Annotated in this window: 13 protein-coding genes, 1 tRNA gene and 1 rRNA gene; 10 read left to right on the top strand and 5 right to left on the bottom strand. The window is 66.1% G+C overall.

Translation table 11 applies throughout. From position 1 onward, the window contains the following. Position 1 precedes the first annotated feature (1 nt). The 4 genes from GRB96_RS00230 to GRB96_RS00215 all read left to right on the top strand — a co-directional run bounded on the left by GRB96_RS00230 (position 2) and on the right by GRB96_RS00215 (position 3,233). A complete protein-coding gene (locus GRB96_RS00230; protein ID WP_205743459.1) occupies positions 2-1,261 on the top strand; it encodes an iron-containing alcohol dehydrogenase in 1,260 nt (419 codons plus the stop codon). Between the two features lie 13 nt (positions 1,262-1,274). Further along, positions 1,275-2,081 (top strand): pseudouridine synthase, encoded by an 807-nt coding sequence (locus GRB96_RS00225; protein WP_161429905.1) that lies wholly within the window; start codon positions 1,275-1,277, stop codon positions 2,079-2,081. Between the two features lie 4 nt (positions 2,082-2,085). After that, entirely contained in the window at positions 2,086-2,925 is an 840-nt protein-coding gene (gene tcdA, locus GRB96_RS00220) for a tRNA cyclic N6-threonylcarbamoyladenosine(37) synthase TcdA (RefSeq protein WP_161429904.1), read from the top strand. Between the two features lie 83 nt (positions 2,926-3,008). Then, entirely contained in the window at positions 3,009-3,233 is a 225-nt protein-coding gene (locus GRB96_RS00215) for a DUF1653 domain-containing protein (protein ID WP_161429903.1), read from the top strand. 66 nt (positions 3,234-3,299) lie between these two features. Here the strand turns inward: GRB96_RS00215 and bfr are convergent, their stop codons facing one another. From bfr to lptF, 5 genes are all read right to left on the bottom strand, one after another. Then, on the bottom strand, positions 3,300-3,782 hold the full coding sequence (gene bfr / locus GRB96_RS00210) for a bacterioferritin (protein ID WP_161429902.1): 483 nt from the start codon (positions 3,780-3,782) through the stop codon (positions 3,300-3,302). Positions 3,783-3,876: 94 nt separating this feature from the next. Further along, the gene (locus GRB96_RS00205) at positions 3,877-4,083 is read right to left on the bottom strand and encodes a (2Fe-2S)-binding protein (RefSeq protein WP_161429901.1); all 207 of its coding nucleotides are present in this window, start codon (positions 4,081-4,083) and stop codon (positions 3,877-3,879) included. 99 nt (positions 4,084-4,182) lie between these two features. Beyond that, positions 4,183-4,659, bottom strand: coding sequence for an RDD family protein (locus GRB96_RS00200; protein WP_161429900.1), 477 nt, complete (start codon positions 4,657-4,659; stop codon positions 4,183-4,185). Between the two features lie 14 nt (positions 4,660-4,673). Beyond that, a complete protein-coding gene (gene lptG / locus GRB96_RS00195) occupies positions 4,674-5,738 on the bottom strand; it encodes an LPS export ABC transporter permease LptG (protein ID WP_161429899.1) in 1,065 nt (354 codons plus the stop codon). Then, positions 5,735-6,817, bottom strand: coding sequence for an LPS export ABC transporter permease LptF (lptF, locus tag GRB96_RS00190; RefSeq protein ID WP_161429898.1), 1,083 nt, complete (start codon positions 6,815-6,817; stop codon positions 5,735-5,737). The genes lptG and lptF overlap by 4 nt, the downstream gene beginning before the upstream one ends. A gap of 136 nt (positions 6,818-6,953) precedes the next feature. Here lptF and GRB96_RS00185 point away from each other — a divergent pair, with 136 nt between their 5' ends. The 6 genes from GRB96_RS00185 (at position 6,954) to GRB96_RS00160 (ending at position 15,258) form a co-directional block, all read left to right on the top strand. Then, a complete protein-coding gene (locus GRB96_RS00185) occupies positions 6,954-8,474 on the top strand; it encodes a leucyl aminopeptidase (RefSeq protein WP_161429897.1) in 1,521 nt (506 codons plus the stop codon). A 144-nt stretch (positions 8,475-8,618) separates the two neighbouring features. Further along, the gene (locus tag GRB96_RS00180; RefSeq protein WP_161429896.1) at positions 8,619-9,719 is read left to right on the top strand and encodes a branched-chain amino acid aminotransferase; all 1,101 of its coding nucleotides are present in this window, start codon (positions 8,619-8,621) and stop codon (positions 9,717-9,719) included. Between the two features lie 3 nt (positions 9,720-9,722). Continuing rightward, positions 9,723-10,169, top strand: coding sequence for a DNA polymerase III subunit chi (locus tag GRB96_RS00175; protein ID WP_161429895.1), 447 nt, complete (start codon positions 9,723-9,725; stop codon positions 10,167-10,169). 102 nt (positions 10,170-10,271) lie between these two features. Next, on the top strand, positions 10,272-13,118 hold the full coding sequence (locus GRB96_RS00170) for a valine--tRNA ligase (RefSeq protein WP_161429894.1): 2,847 nt from the start codon (positions 10,272-10,274) through the stop codon (positions 13,116-13,118). Positions 13,119-13,624: 506 nt separating this feature from the next. Beyond that, a tRNA-Ile gene (locus GRB96_RS00165) sits at positions 13,625-13,698 on the top strand. A 22-nt stretch (positions 13,699-13,720) separates the two neighbouring features. Then, a 16S ribosomal RNA gene (locus GRB96_RS00160) occupies positions 13,721-15,258 on the top strand. Positions 15,259-15,332: the final 74 nt, after the last annotated feature.

The raw sequence follows: 15,332 nt of genomic DNA, 5'->3' as shown, positions 1-15,332 counted from the left end.
GATGATGTGGCAACACCTTCCGCTGCGCGTCTATTTGCTCATCCTCAAGGCCATTACCGCCCTGCTCCCCCGGCGCTGGCCGCACTGCCTCGAGGGTCCCGGCAGCGCACGCGACCTGGTGCGCCTCCTGGCAGAGGCGGGTCACCGCCGGGTGCTGGTGGTCAGCGACGCCGAGCTGGTGCGTCTCGGCCTGGTGGCCCCTCTGCTCGAGGAGCTGGAACGCCATGGCGTGGCCTGGGCCCTGTTCGATGGCGTGACACCCGATCCCGATATCGGCCAGGTAGAGGCCGGCCTGGCCTGCCTGAGCGCCCACCGGGCCGAGGCGCTGCTGGCCATCGGCGGCGGCTCGCCCATCGACGCCGCCAAGCTGATCGGCGCCCGCGCCCGCAACCGTCGCCCGGTACGGCGCCTGGCGGGGCTGTTCCGCATCCACCGCGGCATGCCGCCCCTCTATGCCATCCCCACCACCGCCGGGACCGGGTCGGAGACCACCCTCGCCGCGGTGGTCTCCGACCCCGCCCGGCGCCGCAAGCTCGCCGCGGTGGACCCCCGCCTGCTGCCCCGGGCCACCGCCCTGGACCCCGAGCTGATGGTCGGGTTGCCGCCCCATATCACCGCTGCCACCGGCATGGATGCCCTGACCCACGCCGTGGAGGCCTTCCTGTCGCGCAACGCCCTGCCGCGCACCGATCGCGCCGCGCTCCAGGCCGCTCGCGAGACCCTGACACAGCTGCCACGCTGTGTTGCCGCCGGCCACGACCTCGAGGCCCGCCTGCACATGGCCAGGGCCGCCCACCAGGCAGGCTACGCCTTTACCCAGGCCGGTGTCGGCTATATCCATGCCATCGCCCACCAGCTGGGTGCCTGGTACCACCTGCCCTACGGCCTGGCCAATGCCATGGTGATGCCGCACCTGCTGGAAGCATCGCTGCCGACCATCGCGCCGCGACTGGCAGCGCTGGCCCGCCACTGCCAGGTCACCACCAGCACCGACGACGGCGTCGCGGCCGAGGCGTTCATCGCCCGCGTGCGCCGGCTCAATACCGACTTTGGCATCCCCGAACGGGTGGCGGCGCTGCGCGGCGAGGATATCCCGGCGCTGGCCAGGGCGGCCCGCGCCGAGGTGCGCTTCACCTATGCCGTCCCGCGCTACCTTGGCCAGGCGGAGCTCGAGAGCCTGCTGTACGGGCTGATGGCCCAGCCCGCCTCGGCCGGGGATGACATCGCCGCGACTGAGGGCGACAATGGCCGCCCTTCCTGAACCGGACCCGGCCATGGCGGACGAGCTTCGCATTCTCTATCGCGACGAGCACCTGGTGGTCGTGCACAAGCCCGCCGGGCTGCTGGTGCATCGCACCGCCCTGGCGCGGGGCGAGCGCGAGTTCCTGCTGCAGCGCCTGCGCGACCGGCTGGGCCGGCGGGTCTATCCGGCCCACCGCCTCGACCGCCCCACGTCGGGGGCCATGGTGTTCGCCCTGTCGCCCGAGATCGCGGCATCCCTGGGCGAGGCCTTCACCGGGCGCGAGGTGGCCAAGCGCTACCTGGCGGTAGTGCGCGGTATCGGGCCCGCGACCGAACGCCTCGACTATGCGCTGCGCGAGGAGGATGGCAGCCGTCCCAAGGCGGAGATGCCGGCCATGGAGGCCGTCACCGATATCCGCCGCCTGGACAGCGTGGAGCTGCCGGTGCAGGTGGACCGCTACCCCCACAGCCGCTATTCGCTGATGGAGGCCTGCCCCCTGACCGGGCGGCGCCACCAGATCCGCCGCCACCTCTCCCGACGCGGCTATCCGATCATCGGCGACGCCAAGCACGGCAAGGGCAACCACAACCGTTTCTTCGCCGAGCGCCTGGGCACCCCCCGGCTGCTGCTGGCCGCGGTGGGAGTGGCCTTCGATCACCCGGCCTCGGGCCAGCGGCTTCACGTCGAGTGCGCCCCGGATGGCGCCATGACCGCGCTGCTCGAACGCTTCGGCTGGGCCGGCCACCTGCCGAGGGACGGCGTGCAGCTGATCGCGCCTGGCGATACCCCCTGGCCCGCCGTCGCGACGCCACCCACTGACCCACTCACGACCCCATGAGACCATGAGCGATCCCATTACCGCCTCCCCCGCCGCCTTCGCCGAGGACGACCACGCGCTGCGCTTCGGCGGCATTCGCCGTCTCTACGGCGCGCGCGCCTTCGCCCGCTTTCGTACCGCCCATGTGGTGGTCGTCGGCGTGGGAGGCGTAGGCAGTTGGGCCGTGGAGGCCCTGGCTCGCTCCGGCATCGGCAGGCTGACGCTGATTGACCTGGACGATGTCTGCGTCTCCAACGTCAACCGCCAGCTCCACGCCCTGGACGGCAGCGTGGGGCGCCCCAAGGTGGAGGTGCTGGCAGAGCGTTGTCGGGCGATCCAGCCGGGGATCGAGGTGATGGCCGACGCCGCATTCGTCACGCCCACCAACCTGGCCGAGCGCATTCCCGAGGACGCCGACCACGTGATCGACGCCATCGACAGCGTGGTCGCCAAGGCGGCGCTGATCGCCTGGTGCAAGCGGCGCAAGCTGCCGATCACAGTGACCGGCGCGGCGGGCGGCCAGACCGACCCCACCCGTATCCGGGTGGCCGACCTGACGCGCACCGAGCACGACCCGCTGCTGGCCAAGGTGCGCTCGCGGCTGCGCCGCGACTTCGGCTTCTCGCGCAATCCGAAACGGCGCTTCGCGGTGGAGTGCGTCTATTCCGACGAGCAGCTGGTCTACCCGGGCAGCGACGGCGAGGTGTGCTTCCAGAAGCCGGGCAGCGGCGAGGCCACCCGCCTGGACTGTGCCTCCGGCTTCGGCGCCGCCACCTTCGTTACCGGCAGCTTCGGCTTCGTGGCCGCCTCGCGCACCCTGGCCCGGCTGGCCAGGCAGGCCGCCAGCGAGCAGACTCCCCCTTGATGATCCCGCCCGTGCACCAGCATGCCGTCAACCCCGGGTTTTCCCGTCTCGATCAGGATTCCCTTCTTCTTCAGGAGAGTGCCATGACCCGCCCGCTACCGGTTCCCGGAATCTACTGCCACTACAAGGGCAACCGCTACGAGGTGCTCGGCGTGGCCCATCACAGCGAGAGCGAGGAGCCACTGGTGGTCTATCGCGCCCTGTATGGCGACTATGGCCTCTGGGTGCGACCGCTGGCGATGTTCACCGAGCTGGTGGAGGTGCAGGGCGAGCCGGTGCCGCGCTTCGACCTGGAGAAGGCCTTCTGAGGGGGGCCACAACGACCACCGGCGCCACGATGGGCGCCGGTGTCGGGAGCGGAAGGACGGGGACGATCACTCCTCGCCGGCCTCCTGCATCTGCTTGAGCAGGTAGTTCTCGATGCCGACCTTGTCGATCAGGCCTAGCTCGGTCTCGATATGGTCGATATGACCTTCCTCGTCGGCCAGCAAGTCGCGGAACAGGTCGCGGGTCACATAGTCCTTCACCTGCTCGCAGTAGCCGATGGCTTCGATGTAGTCGTTGCGTCCCTCATGCTCGATCTTGAGGTCGCTCTCGAGCATCTCGCGCACGTTCTCGCCGATATGCAGCTTGCCGAGGTCCTGCAGGTTGGGGATGCCCTCGAGGAAGAGGATACGCTCGATCAGCTTGTCGGCGTGCTGCATCTCCTCGATGGACTCGTCGTACTCCCACTTGGCCAGCTTCTGCAGGCCCCAGTCCTTGTACATCTTGGCATGCAGGAAGTACTGGTTAATGGCCACCAGTTCGTTGCCCAGGGCGCGGTTGAGATGCTCGATGACCTTGCTGTCGCCTTTCATGGATCTGCCTCTCATGATGTGGGGAGTCGACCCAAGCTTGGCATGCCGGGATGACGATTGCCAAACCCCGACGCGAGAATATTCGCTGATGCCGTTATACGGCGTAGGCGAGCTCCGCGCCGGAGAGCAGCAGCTCCTCCTTCACCGCCTCGCGGGTCAGGCTCTTGCCCACGCAGGCACACTTGCCGCACTGGGTGCCACAGCCGGTCTCGTCCTGGACCTCGCGCCAGCTGCGCGCGCCCTCCTCGACGACCTGACGGATACGGCGATCGGAGACTCCCTTGCAGATGCAGACGTACATGCGAACACCTCGCGTTGGATAGCGAGACAAATGTAAATGATTCGCATAAGGTGTTGCAACCGGGACTCGACCAATGTCTGATCCCGGTCAATCCCCGGACTATCTGGCCGGCTTGGGCAGCACCACGACCCGGGTGCCCGAGGCAATATCGGGCCAGCTGCGCCGCTCGGCATCGAACAGCACCCACAGGTAGCCGAGTCCCAGCGCGGCCACCGAGAGCCAGGCCACCAGGTAGCGCACCATGGCCTGGCGCAGGGAGATGGCGTGGCCATCCCGGGTCTGCACCCGCAGCCGCCAGGCCTGCATCCCCAGGGTCATGCCGCCACGGCACCAGAAGAAGGCAAAGAAGGCGAAGGCCGACACCAGCATGATCAGCCGCAGGGAGGCGACCTGAAGGAAGCCCACCCCGACCTGCTCGGCCGGCAGGCCGACCAGGTGGCGTACGGCCAGCAGGTGCAGGCCGGCCGTCAGCAGCCAGATCGCGACCACCAGAAAGGCATCGTAGAGCATGGCGCCCAGCCGGCGGCCGAGGCCGGCGGGCCAGACATCGTCGAGGTTGGGGAAGCGGCGGGCCATGGGCTCTCCTTGTCTCAGCCGCTACGGCGCAGCAGGAGGATTCCTACCGCGGCGCAGATCAGGGTGGGCGCCAGCACCGCCCAGGCGGGCGAGAAGCCGAAGACCGTGGAGGCCGGTGCCAGCAGGTCCTGCAAGTACTTGAATGCCAGGCCGGTGACCACGCCGTAGAACACCCGGGTGCCGGCGGCCACGCTGCGCAGCGGGCCGAACACGAAGGAGGCGGCCACCAGTACCAGCGAGCCCATGGTCAGCGGCAACAGCATCTTCTGCCAGAAGTAGAGCAGCGGCTGGGTGGCCTGCTGGCCCTGGTCGCGCAGGTAGCGGGCGTAGGCCCACAGCTCGCTCGGCGACTGGCTTTCGACGTCGCGCAGCAGCCGCGAGAGCTGCTCCGGCGTCAGCTGGGTATCCCACTCCCGGGTCGCGAGGTGTTGCGCCTCGGTGCCCTGCTCGGAGAACCGCGTTACCGAGACGTCTTCCAGCACCCAATGCCCCTCTCGCCAGATAGCACGCGCGGCGCTCAGCGCCTCGGCCAGGCGCTGGCCCTCGAAGCGGTAGCGAGTGAGGTCGAGCACGGTGTCGTCGGCACGGATGGCACCAAAGCGATAGAAGCTGTCGCCCTCCCGCTGCCAGCCACCACGCTCGGTAACCAGGGCCCCGGCCCCCTGGATCTTTTCGACGCGCCAGGCACTGGCAAACTGCTCGGTGCGCGGGGAGACGTACTCGGCGATGAACAGCACCACGACCACCACCAGGATGATCGGCTTCATGGCGCCCCACAGGATCCGCGCCAGGGAGCGCCCGGCGGCGCGCATCACGGTGAGCTCGTTGCTGGAGGCCATGCTGCCCAGGCCGATCAGCGCGCCGATCAGCACCGCCACCGGCGCGTACTGATAGAGCCGCCAGGGCAGGCGCATCAGCAGGTAGAGAAGCACCTGGAAAGCTCCGTAGTCACCCTCCACATCGCCCAGATCGTTGATGTAGGTGATCACCAGGTCGAGGCCCAGCAGCACCACCTGGACGACGATGATGGCACCCAGCACGTTCCGCGCCAGGTAGCGGTCGAAGCGATCGGCAATCATCCGCTCATCCCCTTGCGCTGGGCGCGCACCATCATCCATAACCCCAGCGCCAGGAAGGCGCCATGGATCGGCCACATGCCCACTGCGGCCGGCAGGTTGCCGCGACCGATGGCGTCCAGCGCCGCCAGCAGCAGGCTCAGGTAGGCCACATGCAGGAAGATCGCCGGCAGCAGCTTGGCAAAGCGCCCCTGGCGCGGATTGACTCGCGACAGCGGCATCGCCAGCAGGGTCAAGATGAACACCATCAGCGGCATGCCCAGCCGCCACTGCAGCTGGGCACGCGCCTCGGGCGACTCGTCACCGAACAGCTCGCGGGTCGGAGTGAGCTCGGGAGAGTCGAGCTCGCGCAGCGACTCGGCCCGCGACAGGCGCACCGCATAGGTCTCGAACTCGAGCCGCTCGGCCTGATACCTGCCCGGTTCGACGCTGTAGCGTTCGCCGTCGGTCAGCACCAGGAAGCGGCTGCCGGTATCGTCGTCCACCGCCTGGTGGCCGGCCTCGGCGCGGGTCACAACGCTCTCCGGGGTGCCGTCGCTGCGCCGCTGCCGCTCGCTGATGAAAACACCACGCATCTCGGCACCATCCTCGCTGAAGCCTTCGGTATAGGCGGTACGCCCACTGCCGAACTCCTGAAAACGCCCGGGCCCCAGGGTGGAGAAGTCGACCCGGCTGCGCTGATCCTCGAGCAACGTCTCGGTCTGGAGTGCCCCGGCCGGGGTCAGCCACAGGCTGCACAGCCCCACCAGCACAGACACCAGGACGGCCGGCACAAGGCTTACCTGGAGCAGTCGATTGGGGCTGGTACCGCAGGCTACCAGCACGGTGATCTCGCTGTTGAGGTAGAGCTGGCCATAGGCGAGCAGGATACCCAGGAAGAACGCCAGCGGCAGGATCAGCTCCAGGAACCCCGGTAGATGCAACAGCATCAGGGTGCCGAGGATGTCGGCGGGTATCTCGCCTTCGGCGGCGTTGCTGAAGTAGCGAATGAAGCGACTGCCCATGATCACCAGCAACAGCACGCCGGCAACGGCGGCCATGGTCAGCAGGATCTCGCGGGTCAGATAGCGGAAGATGATCATGCGGCGTCTGCCATGCAATGGGGCCATGCCTTGGGTACACTGGAGCGACACGGCAACGTGCCGGCATTATCCAGAATCCCTCTACGCTTGTAACCCCAATTGCCAGTAACCCCAACGCTTGTCTTGTGGAGACGCCATGGAATTCCCAGTCAGGACGGGTAACCCCGCCAAGGTCGAGAGCGCCTGTATCGTCATCCCGGTGTTCAAGGAGGAGGCGCTGCTGCCCACCGCCTCGCGCCTTGACGACGCCAGCGAACGACTAATGGGCCAGCTGCTCGAGCGCGGCGACTTCGACGCCAGGCTGGGCAACGTGCAGCTGGTCCCCTTCGCACCGGGCCTCTCCACCGAACGCCTGCTGCTGGTCGGACTGGGCAAGCGTGAGACATGCCAGGAGACGGCCTTCCGCAAGGCGCTGGACGCCGCCTTCACCGCCCTGGCGTGCCTCCCGGTGGACGAAGCGGCAGTGGCCTTTACCGAGGTGCCCCTGGCGGATCGCGGTGCCGACTGGAAGGCACGCATGGTCGCCGAGGCCGCCCATCGCGCCCTCTATCGCTTCGAGGAGTTCAAGTCCGAGAAGGCGCCCGCGTCGCGACTGGCCTCGGTGACCCTGCTGGTCAACGACGACGGCGACGCCGCAGCTGCCCGGGAGGGCGCCCGCATCGGCGACGCCGTAGGCCAGGGCATCAACGCCGCCCGCACCCTGGGCAACCTGCCGGGCAACGTCTGCACCCCGAGCTACCTGGCCGAGCGGGCCGAGGCGCTGGGTGAAGCCTCCGGCGGCGCACTGGCGGTGGAGATCCTCGACGAGGAGGCCCTGGAGGCGCTGGGCGCCCATAGCCTGCTGTCGGTGGGCCGTGGCAGCGAGCAGCCCTCGCGGCTGATCGTCATGACGTACCAGGGCGCCGACAACCCCGACGAGGCGCCTCACGTGCTGGTGGGAAAGGGCATCACCTTCGATACCGGCGGCATCTCGCTCAAGCCCGGCGAGGCCATGGACGAGATGAAGTTCGACATGTGCGGCGCGGCCAGCGTATTCGGCACCGTCGAGGCGGTGCTCGGCATCCGACCGAAGGTCAACCTGGTGGCCATCGTGGCCGCCGCCGAGAACATGCCTGACGGTCGCGCCACCAAGCCAGGCGATATCATCAGGACGCTGAAAGGCCTCTCGGTGGAGGTACTCAATACCGACGCCGAGGGCCGCCTGGTGCTGTGCGACGCCCTCACCTACGCCGAGCGCTTCGAACCGGCCAGCGTGGTGGACATCGCCACCCTGACCGGGGCCTGCATCATCGCCCTGGGCCATCACGCCACCGGCCTGCTTGCCAACGACGACGACCTGGCACTCGACCTGCTCGATGCCGGCGAGGCGGCCTGGGATCGCGCCTGGCACCTGCCGCTGTGGGACGAGTACCAGCAACAGCTCGACTCCAACTTCGCCGACCTGGCCAATATCGGCGGCAAGCCAGCGGGCACCATCACCGCCGCCTGCTTCCTCTCGCGCTTCGCCGACAAGTTCCCCTGGGCACATCTGGACATCGCCGGCACCGCCTGGAGCTCCGGCAAGGATAAGGGCGCCAGCGGCCGCCCGGTGGGCCTGCTGACCCAGTACCTGCTGGACCGCGAGGCCGACGCCGTGGTGGAAACCGAGGCGGAATAGCGCCTCGCTCTTGCGTTTTTTTCGCGTCGCCTTTCTCATGTGGGACTGACGATGAATCCACGACCCGGGCCGGCTCTCACCGGCCCGAGCTTCCAGTATCACCCCGGGGCTGGCACGCCCCGGGCGTAGCGGAGACCCCTTGCCGTGTCGAATGCCAGCTTCGAACTCCTGCCCAACTCCACCCCCACGGCCGACTCGATCCGTGAGGACATCCTCGCCAGCCCCGGCTTCGGCCAGTACTTCACCGACCACATGGCCCACGTACGCTGGACCCTGGACGCCGGCTGGCACGGCCACGAGGTACGTCCCTATGGCCCGCTGACCCTGGACCCCGCCGCCGCCGTGCTGCACTACGCTCAGGAGATCTTCGAGGGCATCAAGGCCTACCGCCACGCCGATGGCTCCATCTGGACCTTCCGTCCCGAGAAGAATGCCGAACGCTTCCGTCGCAGCGCACGACGGCTGGCCCTGCCAGAACTCTCCGACGAGGACTTCATCGGCTCGATCAAGGCGCTGCTCGCCCAGGACCATGCCTGGGTACCGACGCCGAAGAGCGAGGCCGACGAATGCAGCCTTTACCTGCGCCCCTTCATGATCGCCAGCGAGAAGTTCCTCGGCGTGCGCCCGGCCCAGGAGGTCGACTACTACGTGATCGCCTCGCCGGCGGCGGCCTACTTCAAGGGTGGCGTGGAGCCGGTCTCGATCTGGCTCTCGGAGCACTACAAGCGGGCGGCACCGGGCGGTACCGGCTTCGCCAAGTGCGGCGGCAACTATGCCGCTTCCCTGGCGGCCCAGAAGGAAGCCAGCGCCAATGGCTGCGGCCAGGTCGCCTTCCTGGATGCCGCCGAGAACAAGTGGATCGAGGAACTGGGCGGCATGAACCTGTTCTTCGTGTTCAAGGACGGGCGCATCGCCACCCCGCGCCTGACCGACACCATCCTCGAGGGCGTCACTCGCGACTCGGTGCTGACCCTGGCCCGAGACGAGGGGCTGACGCCCGAGGAGCGCCCGATCAGCATCGACGAGTGGCGCGAGGGGGCGGCCAGCGGCGAGATCACCGAGGTCTTCGCCTGCGGCACCGCCGCGGTGATCACCCCGGTGGGCGAGCTGGTCAGCGAACAGGAGCGCATCCGCCTGGCCGGCGACAACGGCAACCCCATCGCCAAGCGTCTGCGCGCCAAGCTGCTCGACCTTCAGTATGGCCGTGCGGAAGACACCCACGGCTGGCTGACGCGGCTGGTGTAGGGCGTGACCCAGATCGACTTTTACGTCCTTCCCGATACCACCCTGGAGGCGCGCCTCGACTTCGCCTGCCGGCTGGCCGAGACCATCCAGCGCAAGGGCTATCGGCTGCACCTGCACGCCGAGGACGAGGCCATGGCCAGGGAGCTCGATGCGGCACTGTGGACCTTCCGGGCCGACGCCTATGTGCCCCACGCCCTGGCCGGCGACGACCTCGCCGACCGGGTGCCGGTCACCATCGGCTGGGCCGAGCCGCCGCCTCCCGAACGCGCGGTGCAGGCCCTGCTCAACCTCTCGCCGGGCATCCCCGAGTGGTTCTCGCGCTTCGAGCGTGTCGCCGAGATCATCAACCAGCACCAGGCGGTACTGACCGCCAAACGCGAGTGCTGGCAGACCTACCGGAAGCGCGGCTATCCGGTCAAGGCGCATCAGCTGCGCGGCCAGCCAGGCTGACGCCAGCTACCCCGCCGGGCTATAATCAAGCCCATTTTTCGTCGCCATTCCTGCCGTCCGGCCATCTGGCCGGCGGTGATCATTTCTGGACCCGGAACGCCCATGGACAAGACCTACCAACCCGCGCAGATCGAATCCCGCTGGTACCAGCGCTGGGAGGCCGATGGCCGCTTCGCCCCCGCAGGCGAGGGCGAGCCCTACTCCATCATGATCCCGCCGCCCAACGTCACCGGCAGCCTGCACATGGGTCACGCCTTCCAGGACACCATCATGGACACCCTGATCCGCTGGCGACGGATGCAGGGGCGCAACACCCTGTGGCAGGTGGGCACCGACCACGCCGGCATCGCCACCCAGATGCTGGTGGAGCGCAAGGTCGCCGCGGAAGAGGGCAAGAGCCGCCACGACCTCGGCCGCGAGGCCTTCATCGACAAGGTGTGGGAGTGGAAGCAGGAGTCCGGCGGGCATATCACCCGCCAGCTGCGTCGCATGGGGGCCAGCGTCGACTGGAGCCGCGAACGCTTCACCATGGACGACGGCTTCTATCGGGCGGTCCAGGAGGTCTTCGTGCGCCTCTTCGAGGAGGACCTGATCTACCGCGGCAAGCGGCTGGTCAACTGGGACCCGACCCTGCACACCGCCATCTCCGATCTGGAGGTCGAGAACCGCGACCAGCAGGGCAGCTTCTGGCACTTCCGCTACCCCCTGGCCGACGGCGCCACCACAGACGACGGCAAGGACTACCTCATCGTCGCCACCACCCGCCCCGAGACCCTGCTTGGCGATACCGGCGTAGCGGTGAACCCCGAGGATCCGCGCTACGCCTCACTGGTCGGCAAGTTCGTGGAACTGCCCCTGGTGGGGCGCCGGATCCCCATCGTGGCGGATGAACATGCCGACATGGAGAAGGGCTCCGGCTGCGTGAAGATCACCCCGGCCCACGACTTCAACGACTACGAGGTGGGCCGCCGCCAAGGCTTGCCGCTGATCAACGTCTTCACCCAGGACGCATCGATCCTCGCGCGCGCCGAGGCCTTCGATATCCAGGGACGTCCGCTGGCCGAGATCGATACGAGCCTGCCGGAGGCCTACGCGGGCCTCGACCGCTTCGCGGCTCGCGCACGCATCGTCGCCGACATGGAGGCCGCTGGCCTGCTCGAGCAGGTGGAGACGGTCAGCAACACCCTCCCCTATGGCGACCGCAGTGGCGATGTCATCGAGCCGCTGCTCACGGACCAGTGGTTCGTCGCCGTGGAGAGCCTCGCCAGGCCCGCCATCGAGGCCGTGGAGAAGGGCGATATCCAGTTCGTCCCCAAGAACTACGAGAACATGTACTTCGCCTGGATGCGCGACCTGCAGGACTGGTGCATCTCCCGCCAGCTGTGGTGGGGGCATCGTATTCCCGCCTGGTACGACGCCGAGGGCAACGTCTATGTGGCCCGCAGCGAGCAGGAGGCCCGCGAGAAGCACGGACTGCCTGCCGACCTCGAGCTGAACCAGGACGAGGACGTGCTGGACACCTGGTTCAGTTCGGGGCTGTGGACCTTCGGGACCCTGGGCTGGCCGGAACAGACCGAGGAACTCAAGACCTTCCACCCTTCCAGCGTGCTGGTCACCGGCTTCGACATCATCTTCTTCTGGGTCGCGCGGATGATCATGCTGACCCTGAAGTTCACCGGCGAGGTGCCCTTCAAGCAGGTCTATGTGCACGGCCTGGTACGTGACGGTCAGGGTCAGAAGATGTCCAAGTCCAAGGGCAACGTGCTCGACCCCATCGACCTGATCGATGGTATCGAGCTGGATACGCTGGTGGAGAAGCGCACCGGCAACATGATGCAGCCCCAGAAGGCCAAGGCCATCACCAAGGCCACGCGCAGCGAGTTCCCGGAGGGCATCGAGCCCCACGGTACCGATGCGCTGCGCTTCACCTTCCTCTCCCAGGCCACCACCGGACGCGATATCAAGTTCGACATGGGCCGCCTGGATGGCTACCGCAACTTCTGCAACAAGCTGTGGAACGCCTCGCGCTATGTGCTGATGAACGCCGAGGGCGAGGATACCGGCCTGGCTGGTGAGGCGGTCGAACTGTCCCTGGCCGATCGCTGGATCCTCTCGCGCCTGCAGCAGACCGCTGCCCAGGTGACCAGGGCCATGGAGGAGTTCCGTTTCGATCACGCCTCCCAGGCGCTCTACGAGTTCGTCTGGAACGAGTACTGCGACTGGTACCTCGAGCTCTCCAAGCCGGTACTCTGGGACGACAACGCCAGCCTCGAAGCCAAGCGCGGTACCCGCCAGACCCTGGTCCGCGTGCTGGAAGCCATCCTGCGCCTGGCCCACCCGATGATGCCCTACATCTCCGAGGAGATCTGGCAGCGCGTGGCGCCGCTGGCCGGCACCTTCCAGGGCGCGGGCGACTCCATCATGGCCCAGCCCTGGCCGACCGCCGACGAGGCGCTGCTCGATGAGGGCGCCACCCGGGATATCGAGTGGCTCAAGGGGGTGATCGTGGCGGTACGCAATATCCGCGCCGAGATGAACATCGCCCCGGGCAAGCCGCTGGACGTGCTGCTCACCAAGGGTGGCAGTGCCGATCGCGAGCGCCTGGAAGCCAATCGCCTGTTCCTGGCCAAGCTGGCCAAGCTGGAGAGCGTCGAGTGGCTGGATGATCCGCAGCAGGCGCCGCTCTCGGCCACCCAGCTGGTCGGCGAGATGGAGGTGCTGGTGCCCATGGCCGACCTGATCGACAAGGAGGCAGAACTGGCCCGCCTCGACAAGGAGATCGAGAAGCAGGACAAGCTGATCGGCGGCATCGAGAAGAAGCTTTCCAACGAAGGCTTCGTGGCCAAGGCGCCCGCCGCGGTGGTGGAGAAGGAGCGCGGCAAGCTCAACGATTTCCAGGCCTCCCGGCGCTTGCTGGCGGAGCAGCGCGACAAGATCGCCGCCCTCTGAGCCGGCCCAGCGCCCGTCTGACCCGAGCCCGGCCGATGGCCGGGCTTTTTACTGCCTGCTGACCGTGCGGTGGAGCAAGCCACGGAATGCCCCGAACGCAAAAAGCCCCGACCATCTCACGATGCTCGGGGCTTTTCTTAATAAGTGCCTGACGATGATCTGGCCGGCACTCCGGGACTCTCCATGGGGAGACCCCTGGAACGACGAAACCCCAGCCATGGGCTGGGGTTTCTGAATAAGTGCCTGACGATGAACCATCAAGGCAAGCGACTCGTCATAGATCTTCGGGTCTATTTGAGAACGTTTGAACCTTGAGCCAAGTTTGGTGCTGCTTCAAGCACTTATGATCTTAAACTGAAGAGTTTGATCATGGCTCAGATTGAACGCTGGCGGCAGGCCTAACACATGTTACCGATATGTCACCGACTGTCGGCAAGTGCTCACAATGAATTACCTGATCGACCAGAGCAAAAGACTGTTTGGGTCGTGGACCCAGTGGTTTAGCCGGGTCTGTAGCTCAGTTGGTTAGAGCGCACCCCTGATAAGGGTGAGGTCGGCAGTTCAAATCTGCCCAGACCCACCCTTCAAGCACTTATGATCTTAAACTGAAGAGTTTGATCATGGCTCAGATTGAACGCTGGCGGCAGGCCTAACACATGCAAGTCGAGCGGAAACGATGGAAGCTTGCTTCCAGGCGTCGAGCGGCGGACGGGTGAGTAATGCATAGGAATCTGCCCGATAGTGGGGGATAACCTGGGGAAACCCAGGCTAATACCGCATACGTCCTACGGGAGAAAGCAGGGGATCTTCGGACCTTGCGCTATCGGATGAGCCTATGTCGGATTAGCTAGTTGGTGAGGTAATGGCTCACCAAGGCTGCGATCCGTAGCTGGTCTGAGAGGATGATCAGCCACATCGGGACTGAGACACGGCCCGAACTCCTACGGGAGGCAGCAGTGGGGAATATTGGACAATGGGCGAAAGCCTGATCCAGCCATGCCGCGTGTGTGAAGAAGGCTTTCGGGTTGTAAAGCACTTTCAGTGGGGAAGAAATCCTCGGGGCCAATACCCTCGAGGGAGGACATCACCCACAGAAGAAGCACCGGCTAACTCCGTGCCAGCAGCCGCGGTAATACGGAGGGTGCGAGCGTTAATCGGAATTACTGGGCGTAAAGCGCGCGTAGGCGGCGTGATAAGCCGGTTGTGAAAGCCCCGGGCTCAACCTGGGAACGGCATCCGGAACTGTCAGGCTAGAGTGCAGGAGAGGAAGGTAGAATTCCCGGTGTAGCGGTGAAATGCGTAGAGATCGGGAGGAATACCAGTGGCGAAGGCGGCCTTCTGGACTGACACTGACGCTGAGGTGCGAAAGCGTGGGTAGCAAACAGGATTAGATACCCTGGTAGTCCACGCCGTAAACGATGTCGACTAGCCGTTGGGGTCCTTGTGACCTTTGTGGCGCAGTTAACGCGATAAGTCGACCGCCTGGGGAGTACGGCCGCAAGGTTAAAACTCAAATGAATTGACGGGGGCCCGCACAAGCGGTGGAGCATGTGGTTTAATTCGATGCAACGCGAAGAACCTTACCTACTCTTGACATCGTGCGAACTTTCCAGAGATGGATTGGTGCCTTCGGGAACGCACAGACAGGTGCTGCATGGCCGTCGTCAGCTCGTGTTGTGAAATGTTGGGTTAAGTCCCGTAACGAGCGCAACCCTTGTCCCTATTTGCCAGCGATTCGGTCGGGAACTCTAGGGAGACTGCCGGTGACAAACCGGAGGAAGGTGGGGACGACGTCAGGTCATCATGGCCCTTACGAGTAGGGCTACACACGTGCTACAATGGCCGGTACAAAGGGTTGCGAAGCCGCGAGGTGGAGCTAATCCCGAAAAGCCGGTCTCAGTCCGGATCGGAGTCTGCAACTCGACTCCGTGAAGTCGGAATCGCTAGTAATCGTGAATCAGAATGTCACGGTGAATACGTTCCCGGGCCTTGTACACACCGCCCGTCACACCATGGGAGTGGACTGCACCAGAAGTGGTTAGCCTAACTTCGGAGGGCGATCACCACGGTGTGGTTCATGACTGGGGTGAAGTCGTAACAAGGTAGCCGTAGGGGAACCTGCGGCTGGATCACCTCCTTACCGATATGTCTCCGACTGTCGGCAAGTGCTCACAATGAATTACCTGATCGACCAGAGCAAAAGACTGTTTGGGT

Source organism: Halomonas alimentaria, assembly GCF_009902005.1.
GTDB lineage: Bacteria > Pseudomonadota > Gammaproteobacteria > Pseudomonadales > Halomonadaceae > Halomonas > Halomonas alimentaria.
The sequence above is the reverse complement of the archived record's forward strand: the minus strand, read 5'-3'. Positions and strand labels throughout refer to the sequence as shown.